The sequence below is a fragment of the Alistipes onderdonkii genome, assembly GCF_025145285.1.
Taxonomy (GTDB): Bacteria; Bacteroidota; Bacteroidia; order Bacteroidales; family Rikenellaceae; genus Alistipes; species Alistipes onderdonkii.
Map to the genome: position 1 here is coordinate 2,171,905 of NZ_CP102251.1, position 23,410 is coordinate 2,195,314.

10 protein-coding genes are annotated in these 23,410 nt (G+C 54.1%); all 10 read right to left on the reverse strand.

The window, feature by feature from the left end; translation table 11 throughout:
- Nucleotides 1-54: 54 nt before the first annotated feature.
- The 10 genes from NQ559_RS08850 to NQ559_RS08895 all read right to left on the reverse strand — a co-directional run bounded on the left by NQ559_RS08850 (nucleotide 55) and on the right by NQ559_RS08895 (nucleotide 23,395).
- Nucleotides 55-3,294: a glycosyl hydrolase gene (locus tag NQ559_RS08850; RefSeq protein ID WP_018696091.1), complete on the reverse strand. Its 3,240-nt coding sequence runs from the start codon at nucleotides 3,292-3,294 to the stop codon at nucleotides 55-57.
- Between the two features lie 58 nt (nucleotides 3,295-3,352).
- Nucleotides 3,353-5,569, reverse strand: a complete 2,217-nt coding sequence (locus NQ559_RS08855; protein ID WP_018696090.1) for a glycoside hydrolase family 3 N-terminal domain-containing protein — start codon at nucleotides 5,567-5,569, stop codon at nucleotides 3,353-3,355.
- A gap of 107 nt (nucleotides 5,570-5,676) precedes the next feature.
- Nucleotides 5,677-7,038: a discoidin domain-containing protein gene (locus NQ559_RS08860; RefSeq protein ID WP_154654031.1), complete on the reverse strand. Its 1,362-nt coding sequence runs from the start codon at nucleotides 7,036-7,038 to the stop codon at nucleotides 5,677-5,679.
- A 770-nt stretch (nucleotides 7,039-7,808) separates the two neighbouring features.
- Nucleotides 7,809-9,077, reverse strand: coding sequence for a DUF4998 domain-containing protein (locus tag NQ559_RS08865; RefSeq protein ID WP_018696088.1), 1,269 nt, complete (start codon nucleotides 9,075-9,077; stop codon nucleotides 7,809-7,811).
- A gap of 30 nt (nucleotides 9,078-9,107) precedes the next feature.
- Nucleotides 9,108-10,304: a DUF5000 domain-containing lipoprotein gene (locus NQ559_RS08870; RefSeq protein ID WP_018696087.1), complete on the reverse strand. Its 1,197-nt coding sequence runs from the start codon at nucleotides 10,302-10,304 to the stop codon at nucleotides 9,108-9,110.
- A gap of 23 nt (nucleotides 10,305-10,327) precedes the next feature.
- Nucleotides 10,328-12,256, reverse strand: coding sequence for a RagB/SusD family nutrient uptake outer membrane protein (locus NQ559_RS08875; protein ID WP_026318403.1), 1,929 nt, complete (start codon nucleotides 12,254-12,256; stop codon nucleotides 10,328-10,330).
- Nucleotides 12,257-12,289: 33 nt separating this feature from the next.
- Entirely contained in the window at nucleotides 12,290-15,538 is a 3,249-nt protein-coding gene (locus NQ559_RS08880; protein ID WP_244393629.1) for a SusC/RagA family TonB-linked outer membrane protein, read from the reverse strand.
- A 140-nt stretch (nucleotides 15,539-15,678) separates the two neighbouring features.
- Nucleotides 15,679-19,272, reverse strand: a complete 3,594-nt coding sequence (locus NQ559_RS08885) for a beta-sandwich domain-containing protein (protein ID WP_026318141.1) — start codon at nucleotides 19,270-19,272, stop codon at nucleotides 15,679-15,681.
- 293 nt (nucleotides 19,273-19,565) lie between these two features.
- On the reverse strand, nucleotides 19,566-21,533 hold the full coding sequence (locus tag NQ559_RS08890; RefSeq protein ID WP_051087666.1) for a helix-turn-helix domain-containing protein: 1,968 nt from the start codon (nucleotides 21,531-21,533) through the stop codon (nucleotides 19,566-19,568).
- A complete protein-coding gene (locus tag NQ559_RS08895; protein WP_244061893.1) occupies nucleotides 21,521-23,395 on the reverse strand; it encodes a ligand-binding sensor domain-containing protein in 1,875 nt (624 codons plus the stop codon). Before NQ559_RS08895 ends, NQ559_RS08890 begins: the two co-directional genes overlap by 13 nt.
- Between the last annotated feature and the right edge of the window lie 15 nt (nucleotides 23,396-23,410).

Sequence of the window (23,410 nt, forward strand, 5' to 3'; positions counted from 1 at the left end):
TTTATGCGTTTTACGGAATTTTCGTGTTTGTTTTGATCTGTTTGTCGCCATCGGTCAATAGCGGATGTTCCCGATTACGACGGGGCCCACCAGTCCTGACGGCGGAAGGTTCGAATCCGGGCCCCATTGGTTGATAAAAGTCCAGGTCGTCCGTTCCGCTTCTGGTAGCTGGGCGTCGCCGATCAGACGGTTGACCCACGTATTGACCACTTCGACTTCGACCCTGTTGACACCTTTGTGTATCAGGTCGGTTATGTCTATGCGGTAGGGCGGAGTCCAAACCCCACCGGCATATTTGCCGTTGATCCATACCTTGGCCATGACGTGTATTTCGTGTATGTCGAGGTAGATACGACCCGGAGGTATTTTATTCAGGCTGAACCCCGAACGGTAAGTGATTTTGCCTGAATAGTGGCGTACGTCGGAGTGCGGCGATTTGGAGAGATCGATTGGTGTTCTCAGGGTCAGCTGCTCCGGCCCGTGATGCTCCTTTTCGAAATGTACTGTCCACGGGATATCCGGTTCGGCGATCGCCTGCAGTTTCGGGTAGTTTGCCTCAACTCTTTGCTCTCCGTTTCTGGTCGTTTTATTACGGAAAACAATGAAAACGCTTTCGTTGGGAGCCAGTTGCAGCGGAACGATGGTGCCGATACCAGTTTGGGTGTAGGCGGCGAGTTTTCGGGTGATTCCCGATACAGGTTCCCACAATTCCGGTTGCTTCGACCTTACTCGGAACTCGGGTGATATGGTTATCTGCCGATCGCTTTGGTTAGTCAGGAAATAGATTTCCGTTTGTCCCGCCGTGCGGTGCCCGTACAGCACAGGATCGCTGTCTGCAATCTTGCAGTCAGGGGGGCAACCCGTCAGCGCAAAGGCTTCGGTGAGGCTCATGCCATTGATCACCATTCCTTTGCCGACACGTTTGTATTTTACATTTTTACCGTCGATGCCACTCCACAGTCGCTCTGCAAGCTGTGCGACCTCGTGGTCGGCATGTGGGTAATTTTCGTAGCTGGGCGAGCGTTCGGGCGCAGGGCCTAACACGATGGCTCCCTCTTCTACCAGTGATGCGATCTTGGCAAGAAGTTCTGGACGCATGGTCTTTACCGGAGGCAGGACGAGAATCTTGTATTGCGTGCCGTCCGGCAAGGTCAGCATATTGTCTCGTACGGACAGACGTGTTTTGATAACTTCGGCATTAATGTAGTCGAACTGGTATCCGGTCGGTAGTTCTGGCTCGTTTATGCCTGTCATCTTTGGGGTGTCTTCGCCGATGAAATAGGCGACGTCAGCAATGTTCACTCCCTGTTGGAGCATGAAATTCACTCGCTTGAGATAAGCCGAGAACAGATCCATATGCGAGAACCAGATGTTATTACGGTTGAATTCGGTGCCGAACCATGCATTGAGGCCGGGTTTTTTCTCATAGGGTTGGTGGATATAGACGTGTAGCAGGGAATTGTTCACACCCTCGGAGAAGAAGCGGTCTGCGCGTCGTTTGATGCCGGCCGGATGTCTTGCAAAGGGATTCCAGCTCGAGGTGAATGATTCTGATGAGACCTTAGTCTTACCGTATATATGGGCGCACGACGATGCGGCGCGGTTCTCGATGCTGCCGAGATGTCCTTCGGCCCAGAACTCGCCGCCCACTTCGTCAGATTGTCCGCCGTATTGCAGAAATTCTGCAGGGAATCCCCAGTGTCCGTAGTTTTCGAGCCAGGTGGTCAATCCGTACTTGTGGCTGATTTCACGCATGCCGCCTACGTAATCGTAAGCAACTTTGTCCGCAATGAGTCGGCGTAGATCCCACAGGAACCTGTTAGAGATATCTTCGTTTTCTACGACAATACCTTGGTAGACCGGCAGGAATGGTACGGGATCGTAGCCGTAACGCATCCTGAATTCTTCGATGAATTCGTCGGTGAAATTCTGCCCGCCGGTTTCATAGCTGTCTTGTACGATGACTTTCCATGTCTTCCGGTCTTCGGCAGGAATGCGTCGGTGTATTTCTGCCATGTAAGACTCGAAATGCGAGGCGACATGTTGCTTACTCATCTTATCCACTTCGAGCCCGGAGCCTTCGGGACTGGATGCGGAGTTTTTCACCCCAGTGGGCATCATGCCGGTGCGCATGATCGTCCAGTTCCCCGCTGGGGCATTCCAGACCAGCCTATCACCGTTCAAGCAGCCGGATATGTCCAAAACCTGACTGGCTGGGACGCAGGCGGTTGAATCCTTGGCATACGGCTGTTCCCGCCACATGTAATCGTGCCAGTAGGGCAAGGGTTGCTGGTACATTTTTGCTAGCGATTTTTCCGGGTACCTTTCCACTAGGGGCACTGATGAGAGGGCTATATCTTTGAAACCGACATTCGGACTTGCTTGGGAAATCACGATCCGGAATTCCGTGGCGGTTGTTTCAGGTACAGCGATTGCTATGGGGGCGAATGGGTCGAACCCAACGATGTTCTCGGAGTTGTAACGGTCGACCTGCGTCTCGGCCAGCGGGCGGTAATCGCCGCCTTCCTTCACCTCGATTCGGACTGGGACGTTCATGTGCCGATGTACAGGAAAAAGTTTTATGGAGCGGATTGTGAAAGGCTTGTCTGCTGTAAAGTTTATGCTGACTTCCCGCTGCTCATCGGAGACGAGCATAGCTTCGGTGGTCATATCCCCGTCGATCAAGTACGTAGCGTCACTTATCCCAGGGGTGGCGGTGACCGTGCAGTTGGTGCTATTCAGTAGCTCGCCACGGTCGGTCGGATCGGGGAAGGCGATTACTTTCACATCACGGAAATTGTCCCCCGGTTTCGGCAGTTCGAGTTCGACCCTTTTCCCTCCCGTCACTTTTGCGGTGACGGAAGCCAAATAACGCATTGCCTCGTCGGGTATAACCCAGGGGCCTCCGGCCTGGCTCCAACCCGGCCCATTGAAGATACCTATTTCGATGTCGAGTTTGGATGCAGTTTTGAGCGCCGTATGCAGCGCCTTCCACCATGCTTCTGTCCTGAATTTTACTTGTCCGCCCGGAAGCGGAACCTCTTTATATCCGATGTTACCGATGAAAGCTCGGTTGATCCCAGCCTTTTTCATGGCATACAGATCTTTGATGATGCCTTCTTCTGAGATGTGGTCTGCGACCCAGTACCAATACACCGTTGTTTGGATTGAAGGAGGCGGTATCCGGAAGCCTGCGGACAGCTTCTTGCCGGTGAGAGAACCCCGGGAAAAGGTTGTGCAAGGTACTATCGTGATGGCCGCCAGCAGGCATAGCCCGTAAAAATGTTTTTTCATAGCGTGGTTTGGTTAAGCCGCTGCCTTTCTGTCGAGCATGTCGATGGGAAGGACGGTATTAATCGGTGATCTCTATTTTAAGCTGTTTGTCCTTTACCTTCACATAGTAGTCGCCTGATTCCAGGAACTGGTTGCCCTGCCCGTCGACGAAACTCAGGTCGCGCAGAGGGTCAATCTCGAAACGGAAGGTTTTTGTCTCCCCGGTGCGGATCAGCTGTTTGTCGAAGTATTTAAGTTCTTTTACTGGGCGCGTGACCGAACAGACGGGATCCATGATGAACCAATGTACGGTTTCGTATCCGTCGCGGCTGCCCGTGTTCGAAACCTCGATCTCGACGGTCAACTTCTCCGTGCGTTTTACGGCGTGGCGGCCTGTGGGGATCGTCGGTTCGCTGTAGGTGAATTCTGTATAACTCAGCCCGTGGCCGAAGGCGTAAAGCGGCTCTGCAGGGATGTCTTGGTATTGCCCTTGGTTGGGACGCGCGCTTGGCCGTCGGTTGTAATAGATCGGGATTTGCCCCGTGCTGTAAGGGAAGGTCATGGCAAGTTTGCCAGAAGGGTTCACCCGTCCCGAAAGGATGCCGGCAAGGGCATTACCTCCGCGCAGCCCTGGTTGCCACATCTCGACAATGGCTTGGCAGGCGGGTTCCAATCGGCGCAGTTCGAGCGGTCGGCCGTTGGAGAGTATCAGTACGATCGGTTTGCCGGTCTTTGCCAGCTCGGATACGAGTTCTTCCTGCACGGAGGGTAGCGCCAGCGAAGATCGTGATGCGTTTTCGCCGCTCCACTGCCGTTTCTCACCGAGACAGACTAGTACGATGTCTGCTTCAGAGGCACGTGCCACAGCTTCGGCATAACCTGAAGTGTCTCCGTTCTCGAAATCGCAGCCTCGTGCGTACAGCAGTTCGGCCTTGTCCGCAAACTCCTTTTCAAGCCCTTCGTAGATGCTTACGACGTGCTCGCCAGAACCGTGGCCAGGCCAGGAGCCCAGCAAATCCCATTTTTCACGAGCCATAGGCCCCACGACGGCGATTCGTGCCGCATCTTGCAGTGGTAATATCTCGCCTTCATTTTTAAGTAATACCATTGACTCCTCGGCCAGCCGTTCTGCTGTCGCTAGGCTTGTGGGCAGCATAAAGCGTTCTTCGTCCGTGGTGACGGGAATGTAGGGGTTTTCAAACAACCCAAGCCGGAACTTTATGCGCAGTACACGTGCCACTGCGTCGTTGAGCCGTTGCATGGAGATTTTGCCTTCGTTGATCAGTTCGAGCAGATGGCTGTCGTAGCAACTGTTGCCGAGATCTAGCTCGACGCCTGCATTAAAAGCTTTTAGGGTTGCATCCTTTTTGTCTGATGCGTAGCCTTGCGGAACCAACTGCGTGATGGCTGCCCAATCGGAAACGACGAACCCGTCGTGGCCCCACCTTTTTTTCAGGATGTCGGTCAGCAGATAACGATTGCCTGTGCCCGGGATTCCACTGACGTTGTTGAAGCAGCTCATCAGGGTCGCGGCGCCCGCTTTTACTCCGGCCTCGTAAGGAGGCATGTAGGTATCCCACAGGGTCTGCGGCGAGATTTCGGTATAGACGTAGTCACGGCCTCCCTCCGAGGCACCATACCCGACATAGTGCTTCAGGCAGGCGGCGATCTGATGTCCGTCGGCCATGTTGTCGCCTTGGTAGCCTCGCACCGATGCCACGGTAAAAATGGCGTTAGTGTAAGGGTCTTCACCATAGCCTTCTGCTACCCGTCCCCAGCGTCCGTCGCGCGACACATCGATCATGGGTGAAAAAGTCCAGTCGACACCCGACATCCTGGCTTCCTGGGCGGCTATGGCGCAGGCTTGACTGACCAGTGTCGGGTTCCAGGAACATGCCTGTGCCAGCGAAATCGGGTAGATGGTACGGAATCCGTGTATGACATCGTAGCCGAAGATCATTGGTATGCCGAGGCGTGACTCCTCCATTGCCCGGCGCTGTATCCGGTTGCGGACGGCAGGAGTGGTGTTTAGGTACAGAATGGCACCCAGTTCTGCCGGGATGTTTTTTACGACGTCGATAATATTGTTGTCGTTGTCGTTGATTCCTACAGGGTATTGGCTCAACTGCCAGACTTTCTCTTCGACGGTCATGCGCGATATTAGGTCTTTGATCCGTTCTTCGATAGGCTGGCCGGGGTCTTTGTAGACCGGGGAATTGGTTTGTTTAGCTTCGGCTGCGCCCGACAGGATGAGGCACGCCAGGAGACAGTAGACGAGAGCCATTTTTTGCTTCATGCGGAATTTGTATTTTAGGGTATAAAGTTACAGGGAAACAGGGAATTTGCCAAGCCAAGTTCGCAAGAAACGGGCGTTTGTTCCCTGCGGACTTGGTTTGACTGGTGTTACAGGTCGTAGGGGTAGCTGTACCCGTCGATGACGCCGATGCCGAATTCCGAGACTACTTCGCCTGGTTCGAATATCCAAACGTTGGTTTGTGCTGTGAGCACCGTATTGCCGGAGGGCATAGTTAGTAGTCCGTCGGCATCACCGTTGCCCCACGGATTGCGCATAGCGAAGAGTGCGGTAGGATCGGTCGAGTGCATGAAGGCGAATGCATGGCCGGTTATCGATACGCCACCACCCAGCGGAATGTTGGGCACCCAGAATCCGCCTACCAAATAATGCCCCTCGATGAGCAATACTTGAACCAGCCTGTGCCAGTCTTCGGGTGTCAGCACCGCCGAGTTGAAATTGTAGGCGTAGCCATATCCACAACCCGTGAAGGGAGGTGCGACATCGGGCGTGCCGATGCCGCCCAGATTCGGGTTGCCGTAGTAGACTTCGCGGTATTTCATCAGTGCTTTTTCAAGCACGGTGGCCCAAGTGGCTTGGGTAGCTCCCTTGCCGGCTGCAGCGGAGAGGTAGCTTGGGTCGCCTGCCCAGAATTTATTGCTCACACATACGTCGATACGCTCCCGGTTGGGATCATACATCTTTACGGTATAGGTGTCGTCACCATTGTCAGTGATGATGCTCTGAATGAAGTCGGGATAGCAGTAGGCCAGCGCCGAAAAGGTTGCGATGGCGCAGCAGTCACCGATGCCACGCTGGTTGGCATCGGCCATCATCGGTTTCCCGAATGGGTAGAGGTCGACTTCGAAATTGATCAGGGGCGGGTAGTCGTTCGGGACGTTGCATCGCTCACCGGTTGGTTCCTGTGCGGGGTCGCCCAACCAAGCCCGCTCTTCGGCGGTGGTGGGGGTATTTGCTCGGAAATTGAAGAAATGTCCCATCGCCGTGAGCGCTCCTTCGCTGGTATGGGCCTTAGCCTTCGCCAGGATCAATGAAATGTCCATGTCGATGTTCAGAAGTTGCATTTCAGCTATTTCGGTGAAACCTCCGCCGTTGTTTGCCTCGATGCTTAGCTTGTAGTATTTGTAAGCGGTCGTGTTGTCTAGCCGGAACCATTTTTTCTGTTTCCGGGCGATGAATGTGTAATTCTTCTGGGTATGGAGTGCCGTCCACGCCTCGCCGTCGATGGAACCGTAAAGTGTCCATGATTTGGGGTCGTTCTCCGGTTTGTTAACTGACGACATCAGGGAGTAAACCGTTACCGCCGTTTCCGCGTCGCCCGTCCATGTGATGTCGAATTCATCATGGTAAGTGAGGAAGCTGGTCGATTTCATGTCGTCGATTAGCTTATCCAGGCTGTGGGCTTCAGGGGCGTCGGAATAAGCGACGGAGAGTTGTCCTGAACCAGGCATGTTTTTGTTCGAATTGACGGTAATGCTGGTGGGGCTATTGATGTCCGCCAAGTAACGGATGCCCCATTCGGCAATTTGGGTGTTAGCACTCCCGTTATTGGATACTATTTCCAGTTTGTAGTATATGTAGGCCGTATCATCCTCTGGTATCGGGAATTCAAGCGTGGTTTTTCTTTCAGTGAATGTCTGATCTGTTCGGGTATCCAGTACGATCCACGAGGTGCCATCTATGGAGGCTGAGAGCGTCCATGTTTTGGGGTCACTTTGCGGTGAATCGTCGGCGGAAGTCAGGTAGTAGCTGTTGGCTACAAAGCCGCTGTCACCTTTCCACAAGATGTAAAACTTGTCGTGCGGAAGGATCAGCTTCGTGCCGAGATTGTTGTCGACGGCGCGATTAAGGTCTCCTCCCGAAAGGAAATCGGAATATTCCAATGTGAGCGTTCCCGGGCCAGGCAGGTTTTGGTTCGATGCGCCGATTCTCACCGAATATGTCCCCGAAGGAGGTGTTGGTTTATCGGTTTCGGGCGGGGTGTCGGAGTCCTTTTCGCACCCCTGAAAGACTCCTAGCGGTAGAATGAGGAGTAACAGGGCAACTTTTCTCAGGAGTCCGCCTACGGATTGCAGGCGGGTAGGCGTTGCGGCGAATTTGTAGGTAGTCATAGGCAGATGGCGTAATTGGAATTTATTAAGGTTTGTCGTGCGGATTCGCACCGGCGGATATTCACAGGGAATACCCGCCGGCTCGAATGCATTGAAATAGAAAGGGCCGTTTAATATACCCAGCCGGTCAGTGAGATCTCCTCAATGTCAAACGTGTAGGTCTGACCGTCCCAGTTACCGAGGTTCTTGATCCGGATGTAGCGTACCTTGGGCTGTTCGCCTGTGAACTCGAAGTCGAATCCAGCTACTCCCTTGGCTCGATCCTCCTCAGTCTCGACCCCAACGGGTGATCCCGAAGGCTTGGTGACTATAAAGTCGCCAAGCAACGTCCAGCTGTCCCAACTGCCGTCGGCCTTCGGTTCGCGCGAACCCCATATTTGGAAGTGCTGCATGTGTATTGGGGCGTAGTGTAATCGGACGCCGGGCGTCGTGCCGTCGTCGCCGTAATTCCAAAGTTTGAGCGAGGTCAGTTTGACCGTTTGTCCCGTGTCGAAGGTTACCCACTGTGGTGTTGCAGGGTCGGTGCCGTTCGAGACGAAACGCTGCGTCCAATCTTCCTGCGTGATGCCGTCCCAGATCTTTTCGAGGCCGAGAACTCCGGCAGCCGGTGTGGCGTCGCCGGGTAGCGTCAGGACGGAGAACATCGTTTTGTCCAGTTCCTTCAGCTCTGCTTCAGGGGCTACGGCCACATAAGTAGTGCTCGGCGAATAAAAGATGTCTAGGCAATCTGTGGTGGGTTTGTAGAGGGATATGTGGGTAATATCCGTACCGCTTTTATAGCGAGGAAGCGTGGTGGTGGTTTCTGTTACAGGAACGCTGACGGTATGGCTGATGCCATCGGTATCGGTGTAAGTTACCTCTGACGCATAGACGCCCCGGGATGTGTCGATGGCCCGCCATTCGATGACGGCGTTGACCGTACCGTCGTCGGCCTCCTCCTCCTTGGCCGAATTGATCAGCCGGTTAGAGAGGCTCGATTTGTAGGAATCGCCGTAGGAAGAGCCCGTCGCAGTTACCGGGATGGAGCTATTGCCCAGCTTGTCGTAGGTCATGATCTCGAAACTGTAACTGTTCTCTGGCAGTTCGATTATTTTATATAGCTGGTTGCTCTGGCTCAAATCGACCGGTACCTCGACCCAGTCGGCACGCAGGTTCCAGTATATGCGGCAATTCACTACCTTGGGGTCGGAACCAAACCTGCCCGTCACGGCAACACGTCCGTCACCGGCCAACACAGCTACAGTGTCTATTTTACCCGTGTATTCGATCTCACCGCCTTCCAGGAATTTGGTATATTCGTTCATATCCGTGCAGCCCGCCGATACCATAATGGTAAACGCGGATAGAAATAATAGCTTGTATATCAGATGTATTTTCATTTTAATTGGTCGTTTTTGTCAGTTAATTAATCAACGCGGATCGCCGTATAGGGAAATCTCTTTGATCTCGAACCAGTAGGTGCCTTCCCAGTTCTCAAGGTTCTTTATCCGAATGTACCTGACTTGGGGGCCGTAGTCGAAGTTAAAATCGAAGCCTGCAACCCCGGCCTCAAAGTCTTCGTTCGACTCCTCGCCCGCAGGTAGCCCCGAGGGTTTTACGACTTCGAAATCGCCGAGTAACGTCCAGTTATCCCAACTGCCGTCGGGGTTGGGCTCGAGGGTGCCCCACACCTGGAAATAACGCATGTGGCCCTGATAGTAGAACCACCGCACTCCGTTGGGATCGGCGCCGTAGTTCCAGAGTTTCAGACGGCTTAGCCGGGCGGTCTGCCCCATGTCGAACGTAATCCATTGTGGGGAGTCGCTGGCCTGCGTTACTAGACGGTACGGAGCGGTATAGCTGGCGTCGCCGTCCCATATCTTGCCGACATTGAGCAGGTTTTGTGGATCCTGGATGGCGGCATCGCCAGGCATTGTACGTTCCGAGAATTTTGATTTATCGAGCAGTTGCTCGTAAAGCGGCACGATGTCGGTATACAAGGTGTCGGTATAGTTCAAGAAGCGATCTCGAACGGTGGCTCCTACTTTGTATTGCAATGTATCCAGCCCTCGCTGCGTGCGGTTGATCTTGGCCGCGGAGGAGTGGATGCTTTCGAGTTGGCGCCACTTGCCAGTGGTGTCCTGGATGATCAGTTCGATGGACACCTCATACCGGTCGGGATTGTTGGCCTGGATATTGACCCCGGAGAAGTCGCCTGAGATCTCCATCGACCGGCGTACGCCCCAAATCGGGTTTTCGAGAGGATAAACTTTTACCGTTACGGGGTTTGAAGCGACTTCGCTCCGGTTGACGGCGTAGAGCTGTATTTCATACTCCTTGGCATCCCGGAATCCGTCAAGTACCATCCGGTCGGTGTAGTATGAGGCTTTGACCTCGCGTGTGGCTCCCGAATGGAGCTGGTAGACGGCCTTGACATAAAGCAGATCCTGGTCTTTGGGCAGGGTGTAGGATATAGCGACCTTGCCGGCCATGTTCTCAACCAGCACGTTGCTCACCTCGCCCGGCTGGGTCGTGTTGTTTTCCATCGGCCCAGTCTTGTCGTCTGCGCAGGCAGATAAGAAGGCGGGAAGAAGGAATATGATGCAGTATGTTATGATCTTTTTCATGATAAAACGTATTTTGATGTTTTTTACCATCCTGGATTCTGGCGCAAGGCGGGGTTGACGGTCAGCTGGTAATCTTTGATTGGCCAGAGGTAGTCGCGGGGAATGACGAATTTCTGCTGGAAAAGGGTGCGAACTTGATAGTAGTCGATCGCCTCCGTCTGGTTGATGTCCCAGCCGGTGATCGGATTGTTCAATTCAGTCGCTGCGGTTTTCCATCGCCGGAGATCCCACAGGCGGCTGCCCTCGAAACATAGCTCGTTGAGACGCTCGCGGCGGATAATCTCACGCATGCCTTCTTTGGTGGTCGGCTTGGCCGGGTTCTTGGAGAAGTTCGTCCAGGAATAGGCTACGGACTCCAGACCGGCGCGTTTGCGGACACGGTTGACGTATTCGTGTACGTCGTCTACGGGGCCCTGCCATTCGTTCAGCGCCTCGGCGTACATCAGGTATACGTCGGCCAGGCGGATCGCTGGCCACGGGTACTCTTTGATGGCATTGTTCGTGTTGGTGAATGAAGAGTCCCAATGTACCAGTTTCTTGATGAAATAGCCCGACTCAGAGTGGAGTCCCAGGGGATTGCCTGCCGCAAGCTGGTTCTTTTTTGCCTTGACCACATAGGCCTCGGCGTCGTTTCGGGATGCGATGTCGGACATCAGCCATTTGCCGCCGTCGAAACCCATGCAGGCATAGAAACGGTTTTCCCGGTCGAAATTCAGACGGGCTGTTTCAAAACGTACATCAAAATTGTAAACCTCGTCGTCGGTGGCTGTCCGCAGTTCGTTGATAGTTGAAAAATCGAGTGTCTTGTCCTCCTCGATGGGCACGCCGTTCTTGGTGTAAAACTGTTGGGCGATCTTGAGGGTAGGGGCCAATGCCGCATAGCAGAGGGTCAGTGTCATTTCATTTGTCAGGCGCGGCATGCAATAATTCTGCATGGTGGTCGCACGGCTGTCGGACAGTCCCCAGACGATCTCCTTGTTCCACCTTTCGCAGACCGCATGCCGGATGCTCATCTGAATAAGGCTTGTTTCTGAGAGTTTGAACCCAGACATTGACTGGTCGAAGTAGAATAAGTCGTGGCTAGCGTTGGTAGCATCGTCGATGGCCTGTTTGGCCGCTTCAGCTGCTTTTTCCCATTTTGTGGCGTCTTCGACAGGATTGAAATAGGGATTACCTTCTTCGTCCTTGAAGTTGGCGTAGTCCGGGTTGCCGTTGAACAACGGGCTTGCGGCCATCAGTAATAACTTTGCCTTTAATGCGCGGTTGATTGCCTTGTCGATTCGCCCATACTCACCCTTCACGCGGATGGAGGTCGGCAGGTCTGCATAGGATTCGTCGAGTAGATCCGATATGTATTGCACACACTCGTCGACGGGTTGGCGCTTGATCTGCATTTCTTCGGCCGTGGCCGAGATGGGGAGGTTCTTGTCGACGATGGGAATGGGGCCATACATGCGCAACAAGAAGAAGTGATAGTAGGCTTTCAGGAATTTAACCTCAGCCAGCCAGCGACTGCGCTTGTCCAGCGTTAAGTCTTTGACCTTGCTCATGTCCGACACGTTTTCGAGGAAAGTGTTGCATTCGCGAATCGCCATGAAGTAGGGTTGTCCCTCCATCGATCCGTCCCAATAGTTGGCTATGGGGTCGTTGGAATTTTGCATGTTGCGTGCGATGTAATCCCATGTGTATGCCTGGGGTTGTAAACGGGGATATGCCATCCATATCTCGTCGCCCGCTACGAGGGACGGGTTGGCCGCCAGATTTGCAAGGTCGGGCAGGAAGGAGTAGCAGGTATACAGGTATTTTTCCGCTTCGATCTCGCTCGCGAAAGCGTGGTCTATCGTGGCTACGTCGTCGGGCACAATGTCCAGATAATTACAGGACGAGAACAGCGATCCTACAGTTAGTAGAACCGTGATGGAAATAATTTTTATATTCGATATTTGTTTCATATTCGGATTGATCTTGATACGGTTAACTTATTCTTAAAGGGTAATGTTCAAACCGATATTGTAAGTTCTCTGTACTGGGTAGCCAAGGCCACTTCCGCCCATTTCGGGATCCCAAAGTTTGAACTGGCTGATCGAAAACAGGTTCGAACAGTTTGCATATACGCGCAGGCCTTTCAGGCCGATCTTGAGGGCAACCTTATCGGGCAGATTGTAGCCAATTTCAATTGATTTGAGACGGAGGAATGCTCCGTTTCTCATCCACCAGGTAGAGGTTTGGTTATTGTTGGCCCGCGTTTTATCACTCAAGCGTGGCCAGAATGCATAGGAATTGCGATTATCTTCGGACCAATGGTCGTTGGCGATAACTTTCAGCAGGCCGCTCTGCAGACCATTGCCCCGGTCGATGAAGGGTGCGCAGGCATCTGCGTCGATGAAGATCGAAGAGCGACCGGATCCCTGGAAATAGAAACTGAAATCGAATCCCTTGTACCCCATGGTCGCACCGAATCCATAGTTGATTTCGGGTGTGGTGGGGTGTCCGATAGGTACTTTGTCAGCTTCGGTGATTTGTCCGTCGCCGTTGATGTCGCGGTATTTGATATCGCCAGCCTCGTATTCTCCGAAAGTTTGCAGCGGCGAGTTGGCCACCTCGTCATCGTCGATGAAGAGGCGCTCGGCAATATAGCCATAGGGCTGACCGATGCGTTGCCCCACGACGCTTCGGTAGTACTCGTTGGCTGCATAGGCGGGTTCATCGTATCTCGTTATCTTGCTCGTGGCGAAGGTAAAGGTGCCCCTTACCTGTGTCCAAAAGCCGTTACTGAAGAATTTGGCGTAATCAAGCGAAATGTCGATGCCCTTGGTCTCGGCTTTACCTACGTTTGCCGAACCGTTGGTTTGCAGACCCATCGTGCTGGGGACATAGGAGCGCGTGAGCAGGATGTTCGAGCGTTTTTGCTGGTAGACGTCCACCATAAGAGTCAGATCCCAGAGCCCTACGTCCAGGCCGACGTTCAGCTGGCGCGATTCTTCCCAGCCGATCTTGTAGTTTGCGTAACGTGAGATCGATACGCCTGGTTTAGTCGTGTAAGGAGAATTGTCGCCGAAAGAATGTCCCCGGTTCGAATCGTTGAGATTCACGTTTGACATGTAGAAAAAGCGGTCGTTCACATCGCCGATCTGATCGTTGCCGACCAGGCCGTAGGAAGCCCTGATCTTGAGGTTTCTCACTATGTCTTTGGCAGATTCGAAAAATGGTTCGTTGGAGATTGTCCAGCCGGCCCCGACCGAAGGGAAGAAGCCCCAGCGGTTATGCTGGGCGAAACGCTCCGAACCGTTGTATCCGAAGTTGAATTCCAAGAAGTATCTCGAATCGTACGCATAGGAGAAGCGCCCGGAAAGGCCTAGGTTACGTGAGGGCAGCGAAGCCTCCAATGTGGCTGCGTCGCCCGTGACGGAGTGTCGTATCGTACCGATGAGCATGCCCCCAACCGCGTGTTTTTCAGCGAAGGTGCGGTTGTAGTTGATTGCAGCTTCCCCATAAAAAACCGTGTTCAGTTTTTTCTCTCCCGGAGTATAGTTTAGGTATTCGGTGCCAGTGGTTCCGATGGATCCGTCGCCGCCCGGGTTGAGGCACCTTAATTGGACACCGTCGTCGGTGGCGGTTGCCTGATAGTAAAACGGGTTGTATTGGCGGCTGGAGGAGAAATAGCTGTAACGTTGGGTGTAGCCCATAACCCGCGCCGAGAGACCCTCGGTCAGGAAACTGAAATCCTGTTCCAACTCAAGCTGCGCCATAATCGTCGAACTACTGTATGTTTGGTAGCCGGAAATCATTTGTGCATAAGGGTTGACATAGAGGGTATTTGTGGAATTGGGAACTAGCGCGCTACCGAACATGATGTGCGAGGTGTTGGGCGAATAGCTCGACGGGTAGTAGGCAGGAAAAGCCACGGGGTTGGCTAGGAGGGCTGAGTTGAAGATCTGGGATCCTCCTCCGATTGGCCCTGTGTAGTCATCGAACTGGCCGTATACGCGCACCTTTGCTACGGTCGATTTCGTGAGGTTGATGTCGGTATTACTGCGGATGGAGTAATTCTTCAGTTTGACATTGTTGTTGAAGTTGTTGGCATCGTTGTTTCTGAGTACACCATTGTCGATGTTGAAGGTGCCCGATATGTAATACCTGGCGACTTTACCGCCGCCTGCCAGACTGGCATTAAAACGCTGGTTCATCGTGTAATCCTTGATCATTTGTTTGATCCAGTTGTTGTTGGGATAAAGAATCGGGTTTGCTCCTTTGCGGGTGTTTTCGATCTTGCTCAGTGAATAGGTCAGCGGCGAAAGGGGGTTGCGGGTGAACGCAGCCTCGTTGGCCAGTTCCATGTAGGTGATGTTATCTGCAAGCCTGAAATTGCGGGTGTTGGACGAGATGGAGTTTTCGGCGCGGAAGGTGAAGCGCGTAGCTCCCTCCTCGCCGCTCTTCGTGTTGACGAGGACTACCCCATTGGCACCGCGGGCTCCGTATACGGCGGCGGCGGTGGCATCCTTGAGGATTGAGAATGTGGCGATATCGTCGGGTTGCAGGCGTGCCAAGTCGGTCGATGACGATTCGATGCCGTCAATCAGGATCAATGGGTCGACCTTACCGGTGCCGAATGAACCGATACCGCGGATGAAGAACTGTGCGTTGTCCTGGCCGGGTTCGCCGCTGCGCTGGTAGGAGATCATGCCCGGGATGCGGCCGGCGAGCATGGTGGTGAGATTGCTGGTGGGGCCTTTCAGTTCTTTAGGGCTGATGGTGGTGATGGAACTCACGAGACTTTCTTTCTTTTGGGTGCCGAATCCGACTACTACTACATCGTCGATGTTGGTCGCTGCTTCATAGAGGGTGACGAACCGCAGTTGGGCTGGGGCATCGGCTGAGAACTTTTTTGTTTCGTAGCCCAATAGTGAGAAGGTTACGACGCTCCCGGCAGGGACACTCAATGTATAATCCCCGTCGAGCCCTGTGGTGGTGCCCAAGACAGTGCCTTCCACGATGACGGTTACACCGACCAGGGGCTGGTTGTCCGACGACATGACGTTACCGCTGATTTTGACCATTTTCTTGCTTTGGATGTCGGTTCGGACAGCTGTAGCAGTGCCTGCAGACTGTTTGTTGGTTTCATTTGCAAAAGCTTCCGATATTCCCATTGTACTGGTAAGTCCCAGTGCAATCAGGGAATGCAAAGACCTGGAAAGAGCGGTTCTCCCACTCTTTTGGGTAGATCTCTTGAACATAGGCATTTTGATTTGGTGGTTAGTAAAAGGTTTATAATTAGGTGACTCAAGTTTTTCCGGCCAGAAGGTCGAGGTGCCGGGCAGGTAAGTTCCCGGAACTTGTTTTTGATCAACTTTCTAGTGTAGTTTTGTTTTGATTCTCAATACACCTCGAATTCATAGATTCTGGCGGTATTTCCTTCGCTTTGGTCAGGTTTTGAGACCACGAGCCTCACGTATCGGGCGGTTACGGGCTGCGGAAGAACCCTGTCGGTTTCGAGGGCCGTGTTGTCGTAAACCGTGTCCACCGTTTTCCACTCTTCGCCGGGGCTCCGGCGCACCTGCAGGGAGTACTCCTTTGTGATGTAGTCCAGGGCTTCGAGCGCAGCGTGCATGACATACCAACCCCGGATCGTGGTCTCCCGTCCGAGATCCACCCCCAGCAGCTTGGGTTTAGCATCGCTGTAATCGCACCACTTGGTGGATACGTCCTCGTCGGTGGCGCACTCGGCCCTCTCGGAGGCGTTGACCTCCCCCGACCTTTCCACGACGGGTTTGCCGTAGAGCAGGTTTCGCCGCCCGGCCTGCGAGGCGTCGGCGCCTTTCACGGGCAGCTGCACGCGCAGCAGGTCGCAGGCCGCACCGATACCTCCGGCGGGGTCTTCGGCCACCGTCGCCGCGAACACCACGATGCGCGGGTCGTCGGGCAGTACCAGCTGCCGTGCCCCCTCGGGGATGTCGAGGCCGATGCGGAACATGTAGGTGAATTCGTAGGGCCTGTCCTCGTTGCGGATCATATCATGCTTGTGCGTGCCCACGAAGGCCACCTGCGCATCCTTGAGGTAGGGCTCGGTATGCCCCGTATGGCCCCACTGTCCGATGAAGCCGCCATAATAGGGTACCAGTGCCGTGTGCTCCTTTCCGTCGACGGTGAATACGGCCTGCGTGTCGTTCATGGTCGAGGCGGCCAGCAGGTAGAGCTTGCCATAGCGCCCGCGGGGCAGGTCGATGGTGTCGCGGCGGCATTTGACGCCGTTCTCCGCGGCGGGATCCCCCATCTCGAAGCCGACACCCCCGTACACGATGCGGGACGGCAGCAGCTCGGCGGCGTAGGAGCAGCCCTTGCCGTCGAAGTTGGCGTCCGAGCGGAACGGGTTGTAAGAGGCCGTTTTGACGTTGTAAGGCAGCTCCACCGCCGCCTCCGCGGCGGGCGTGAGCGCCCGGACGGGCTTGGCGAGTTTCACGCGGAAAGTCTTCATGCCGAAGGGCCCGACCTCGAAGCGCAGCTCGCGGCCGCAGAACTCCGCGTCGCCCACGACATCCTCCACGCCGTTGAGCTCCCGGGCGTCGACGATCTGCGCCGCGAAGCCCACCACGGCCTGCTGCGACCCGAGACCCGAGGTCTCGTAGAAACGAACCACATATTCGTCCGAATCCTCGGCCTGTTTGAGCGCCCGCAGCGCCACATTGGGGTTCTGCGAGGAGGCCAGCGAGAAGCTGCGGCCCAGCACCCCGCCATGGCGAGGCGCGACGAATGCCCGAAGCGGCTGGTTGAGCACCTCGGCCTTGCGCACGGCACCTCCCGCGCGGTAATCGCCCGCGTGCCCTACGATCGAGTAGGTGAACGTATGGTGTCCGAAGTCCTGCTTGTTCTGGTAGGCGTAGCCGCCCTTGGTCGCAGGCGTATGCAGCAGCGTAAGGCGCAGCGTGTTGTCCGCGGGTTTGTCCCAGCCGTACTTGCTGTCGTTGAGCACCGAGACCCCGTAGCTGCCGTCCGCGTCGGTGAGGTCGGCCCACTGCTGCGCATAGACCTCGTAGGCGGTCGCGGTGTTGTTGCCCCGCGCCACGGAGCCCACGCCAAGGTCATAGACCGCCTCGGGGTTCGAGACCGAAAGCGGGAACTCGGCCTTCAGCAGCGCATTGGACGACTGCCAGTCGATGTCGTTCACAAGGTCGATCCTGTCGGCCTGGGCGCCTTCGCGCAGCGTGATCCACTGCCGGAAGCGGGAATCCCCCAGCGTGCGTTCCACGCATACCGAGGCGCGCAGGGGCCCCTCTTCGGCCACGGTGACCTTCACCTCGCCCGTGATGGCCTGCGGCGATGCGTCCACGGTCTTCTTGAGGATCTCCCAGGCCGGCCAGCTGTAAGACTCGTTCTGCGGGAAGAACGCAAGGCGGATGGACTTGCCGGCGGCCACCAGTTCGCGGCCATGACGCTTGTCGACGATCGACGAGATGTCGCCGTTGGCGTCCAGCGTAAGTTTATAGACGCTGTTCTCCAGCCCCCATGCGCCGGCCTTTATCGCCGGGGCCTTCGGCTGCCCGCCCTTGCGGATGTCGTAGACGGCATACCCCGCAGCCGGGACGGTGGCCTCGACCAGCAGCCGCGTCTGCCCCTGCTGCGTGCCCAGCACCTGCGAGGGAACCCGGACGCCCTTGTCGTCGTAGACCGTGAACTTGCTGCCTTCGAGCGGAAGCGTAACCTCCACCACGTCCGAGACCTCGAACCCCGCAGCGTTGTAGAGCACCACGGGGAGCCCTTTGACATCGGTATCCAGACCCCGCGAAACCGCGCCAACCGAGGTCGTGAGTACGTCCCCGAACTGTTTGAGCGAGATCAGCTCGTCGTTCCACGAGAACTCGTAGGCACGGGGGAGGCTCGTACCCGTAAGGTCGTCGTGAAACTGGTGCCAGATAAAGCGTTTCCAGGCCTCGGTGAGAACCTCGCGCGGGTAGGGCACGGCCCCGAGCCAGTCGGCGGCAACGGCGCTGCGCTCGGCAGCGTCCGCAAGCTGCTCGTTACGGCGGTTGTAGAGCTTCATCGCGGCCTGCGAGGTATAGCAACCCGTGGCATGCACGTCCATCAGCAACTCCCCGTTCCACACCGGAAGCTCCGGGTGGGAGGAATAGGGAAGATAGTCCTTGTAAAGGCGGTCGCTCGTGGCGCTGATGATCTCCACCGGCCCGTCGCCCTGCAGTCCCAGTTCCAAAGCCCGAACCGACTCGATGGTCGGGGCGCCGCCCGTGTCCCCCGTACCATAGTAATGGTAAACGGCATTCAGAGGGTTGCTCTGGGCGATGTCCTGCAGGTACTTGCTGTGGCTGAGGTCTTCGTAACGCCACTTGGTCGTATAGTTGTGCGCGTCCATCACGGCCATGATACGGGAGCCGTCGACGCCCTGCCACAAGCCGATCTCGAACGGAATCTTGCTCGTACCGTGGAACGGGCGGTGCCGCCACATGAGTTTCTGAGTCGAGAAACCGATAAGACCGCTGTGGGCCGCGATCGTCGGAAGCGTCCACCCGAAACCGAAGCAGTCCGGAAGGAAGATGTCCGTGCCTTCGACCCCGAATTCCCGGCGGTAGAAGTGCTGCCCGTACAGGATATTGCGCGTGAAGGACTCCGCAGAAGGGATGTTCGGATCCGTCGCGTCCCACGTGCTGCCCGTGACATGCCAGCGCCCCTCGCGGATGTAACGCTTGATCAACTCGTACTGGTGGGGGTAGTACTCCTTCATCCACTGGTACTTGATGCCCCCTTCGAAATTGAATACATAATCCGGGTAGGTGCCCAAGAGGAACAGGTTCTGATCCAGCGTCTTTGGAATGTACTCACGGATCGAACGCTGCACATCCCAGTTCCACTGGGAATCAAAATGGGCGTTCGAGACTAAATAGGCCCGAACTCTATCCTGTGAAAAGGCGTCTATACATATGAACAGTAATAATACAACGGGAAGAATTTTTTTCATCATATAGGTTTAAGATTTTCGGTAGTCGGTTGGGAAGGGGCAGAATTCTGTTTCAGAGCCAAGGAATTGCTTTGTCAAATATATGCAGAGTAAAATTCAATAATTATTACTGTCGGTAAAAAGGGTCGGAGAATGCACTGATGTTTACTACTTTGACACAATTGTTTACAAGGTGAAGTCGTGCTTGGAATCTGTGTTGATGTTATTTCCGTGAAATGAGGCATGTTCGGAAGGCTGCCACATGAAGAGCTTTATATCGAACGAGACTTTTTTCATGCAGGGAGTGTTGTAGTATGTCATCCAATGCTGTTCCGGTCGCGGTATTCCTTGGGAGTGCAGTTGTACTTTTTTGCGAATGCCTTGTAGAAACTGACCCGGTTGGAGAAGCCGGATTTAAAGACGACCTCGTCGATCGTGAGCCGCGATTTGATCAATAGATCGCACGCCACCACAAGCCGGCATTCGCGGATCAGGCTGCTGATGCCGATACCCTTGATCTCTTCGACCTGTCGGTAGAGTTTGCGCACGCCCATGTTCATCTGGGTGGCAATGAATTCAGCCGACAGTTTGTCGTTTTCGATATTCTTGTTGATAATGTCGACGATTTCTTTGTACAGTTTACGGTGTGACTTGTGGATCAGCTTGCCGTCCACAAGTTCGAAGGCACTGATCTTGGAGGCGAAATACGCTTTGAGTGCTTCTTTACGTTTGAGTAGCTTTTCGACCGAAGTGCGGAGAAAATCGACGTTGAAGGGCATGGTGACGTATAGTTCGGCGCCTGCATTGAGGGCTGCTATCTGATCTTCGATCTCGTGTTTAGCGGAAATCATGATCAATGGGATGTGCGACCGATCAGGATTCGACTTGATGCGCCTAGTGAAATCCAGTGTGTTGAAATTTGACATCATGTAGTTGCATAGGATAATGTCTGGAATGTTATCGCAGAATACCGAGTCGGTTTCTGGGATACAATCGAAGCATATGACGTTGAATTTGTCGGAAAAAAGATCGGTCATGAACCACAGGAGCTCGTGTTCATTGTCGATGACCACCATGGTGAGCTTTGAGTCGTCGAAGGGAGTGCTCGGAAGACGGATGGGAGTTGCCTGTGTATCGGCTTTTGGTATGAGTTGTTCCTTCTCACTATGATTGGCGGGGGTGGAATTTGCTGTCGCCTCCGATGCAGGCAGGGTAACACGGAAATGTGTCCATTTGTCGGAAGTGTCTATCTGCACATCCCCTCCGAGGATATGAATCAGGCTATACGATATGGCAAGTGCGAGCTGATCTCTCGAATTCAACTCCGCGTCAGGATTATGCTCGAGGTTGTCGAGCATGCGGTAGCGATCCGGCAAGTGGGGCAGGTTGCCTTCGCTGATTTTCCTGCCGGTATAGGAGATTGTGATGTTCAGCAGTTCGTTCGTCGTGTCGATGCAGAGTTTTACGATGCCGCCGTGTTCGGTATATTTTATGGCGACGGCCAGGGAGTTGTTCAGGATCGTGACGATGAAACTGCTGTCCGAGTTCCGGCATACCTTTGCTGGAATATTTGCTTCGAGCCTGATATTAAGGCCTACTGCCATTTCCGAGAATGCTTCGAGGATGCTTTGGGCAATTCCAGAGATGTCGACAGCGGTGATTTTTGGCGTCTTGTGTCCCGTTTCTACCCGCCGGAATTCGAGCAAATCCGTAATGAGTGAGTTCAGGCGTTCGGCATTGTTTTTTATCAGTCCAGCGTAGCGTAGGGTCGGCTGGTCGAGATGCTTTATCCTGAGTATCCGATTGACGGGGGCATATATCAGTGAGAGCGGCGTACAGAATTCATGCGCGATATTGGTGAAGAAATTGAGTTTAGATTCGTAGACTTCCTCCTTGTGCTGCTGTTCCAGTTGCTGCATGATTGCATCGTGATGTCGCTGGCTTCGCTTCATCAAATAGTGAATGAAAAGTCCGATACAGCTCAGAATGAAGATGAAATATAGGCTTTTGGCTCCGTTCGAGAAATACCATGGCGGTCTGATCCTTATCTGTAGAGTTGCCGTGCGGCTCTCGCGGTTTGTGGCACAATTGTAGTATTTGACTAGCAGTGTATAGGTACCGGGACTGATGTTGGCGAACGAAACCGTATTCGAACTCCCGTTGTTGATCCACTGGTCGTTGCCTCCTTCTAATTTATAGTAATATTGCTGGTTATTGCCGTTAAGATAGTCGATCGCCCTGAACGAGATCGAGAAAACATTCTGGTCGTGGTTCAGCTCCAGCAATCCCGAAGTGCGAAATTCCCCCCCCCACCAAAAAACTCTTCGGGGGCATAGTCCACGCCGAGGACTGAGAGCCTGTCAAACTGGATGTCGGGCATGTGGATGCTTGGTTTGCTCTTGGCGTTTTCTCGGATGGTTATGAATCCGTTTACACCTCCGAACATGACGTATTCGCCATCTTCGGTACGGTATTGGGCTGCGTCGCTGAACTCCGAAATATTCAGTCCGGACTGTACTCCGAACGTGAAGGCGAGGCGGGTGCGAGAGTCGAAATTGATAAGCCCGTGGTTGGTTGCCAGCCAGAAGCGGTTTTTACCTGTCTTTATAATGCCTCGGATCATGTTCTCGGGGAACCCGTTGGTGCGGTTTAGCAGTTCGTACTCTCCGTCGGGATGATAGATGACCAGTCCTAATCCGGTGCCGAACAGGTAGTTCCCGTCGTCATCTTTGGAAATGCAGAAGATGTCGTTCACGGTTTCGTTGGGTATTCTGGAGTCGAAGCGTAGCATCGAGTATGAGTCGTCACGCGTGTCTATCTTCATGACTCCTTTTCCCCGGTTTGCGACGAAGAGGTAGTCTCCATCCGGATAGAGCGAAAAGCAGAGGTTGGAGTAGATGTCACCGCCGTCCAGGACGAAGTGCTTCACGACTGTGAGTGTTGGTAAGCCGTCGCGCCAACTGATTTTCGCCTTGTAGACCCCCATGATGACGCTGGCGATCCACAGGTAGTTATCTTGTTGGTAGATGTCATGCACGAACCGGATTGGTTCCCCGTTGCACATGAACGGGAGACGTTTGATAGTGCGGGTGCGATAGGAGTAATAGTTCAGCCCTTCATGATGGCCAATCCAAAGGATGTCATTGTCGCCCGGTTCGAAGGCAAATACTCGGTTGTCGGTGAGGCGGCTGTCAGAAGCCGTGAAGTGCGTGAAGTGCGCATGGCGCAGATCGGTGAGGGGTGTATAATCGTCTATCTTGACGATCCCATCGCCTTTGTACCCGATCCACAGGTCGCCTTTTTCCAGTTGCATGCACCGCACGGGACGGCCTAGCAATTTGCTGATGTCGGATGAGAAAGTGGATGAGATCGAGTATTCGTCGTCGGAATAAGCGTAGACTCCCTTGCCGTCGGACGCGATCCAGATGATATCCTGATACCTGTCTTTCATAAGGGTGCAGACTCCGCAGTTTATTGGGATTTCTTCCCAGCGTTCTACCCCGGAAGAAATGTTGAGCGTCCAAATGCCCCCCGTTTTGAACCCGATGAAATAATCACCGGCAAACCGGACGACGGCTTGCACGGAGCCATGTTTTGCAAACTGTGTCAGCGAGGTGATCTGCTCAGCATTTTTGCTGCGGTAATCGAATTGGAAGAGGGTGAGGTTAGCATCAACGAAGAAAATGTCGTCACCATCGGTTTTGCAGATTTCGATCTCGGCCGTGTGTTTGTAGCGATAGGAGAGATTCACGCGTGGAACGTTTTTCTCGTACGAAATGCGGTATCCTGCGATGTCACCGTTTTTATGAAAGAGTGTCATTTCATCGTTTGGTGTGATGACCATGTTTACGATTGAGTCGGCTGCCAACCCGACATCTTTCATTTCGTGGCACACATCGTCCTCGGAAAGGAAATAGAACAGCCGGTGATCCGTCGGTATGACGAATAACGTATTCCGGGAATCCTTGTCCAAGCAGAGGTTTTTACTGAAATTCTTATAGGTAATCAATCGGTTCCGGTATTTGTCGTATCGGTCAAGTCCATAGAGCGTAGCAGCCCACAGTTGGCCATCTTGGGTTTCGATGAGCTGTTCCACCACACTTCCCGAAAGTTCTTTCTTGTCCCGGTCGTAAAGGAATGGACGCACCTCTCGTCCATTGTA

Coding starts and splice junctions, on each gene's coding strand:
- NQ559_RS08880 (WP_244393629.1), bottom strand. CDS start 15,538: ATGTTCAAGAGATCTACCCAAAAGAGTGGGAGAACCGCTCTTTCCAGG.
- NQ559_RS08865 (WP_018696088.1), bottom strand. CDS start 9,077: ATGAAAATACATCTGATATACAAGCTATTATTTCTATCCGCGTTTACC.
- NQ559_RS08870 (WP_018696087.1), bottom strand. CDS start 10,304: ATGAAAAAGATCATAACATACTGCATCATATTCCTTCTTCCCGCCTTC.
- NQ559_RS08885 (WP_026318141.1), bottom strand. CDS start 19,272: ATGATGAAAAAAATTCTTCCCGTTGTATTATTACTGTTCATATGTATA.
- NQ559_RS08860 (WP_154654031.1), bottom strand. CDS start 7,038: ATGCCTGGTTCAGGACAACTCTCCGTCGCTTATTCCGACGCCCCTGAA.
- NQ559_RS08875 (WP_026318403.1), bottom strand. CDS start 12,256: ATGAAACAAATATCGAATATAAAAATTATTTCCATCACGGTTCTACTA.
- NQ559_RS08855 (WP_018696090.1), bottom strand. CDS start 5,569: ATGAAGCAAAAAATGGCTCTCGTCTACTGTCTCCTGGCGTGCCTCATC.
- NQ559_RS08850 (WP_018696091.1), bottom strand. CDS start 3,294: ATGAAAAAACATTTTTACGGGCTATGCCTGCTGGCGGCCATCACGATA.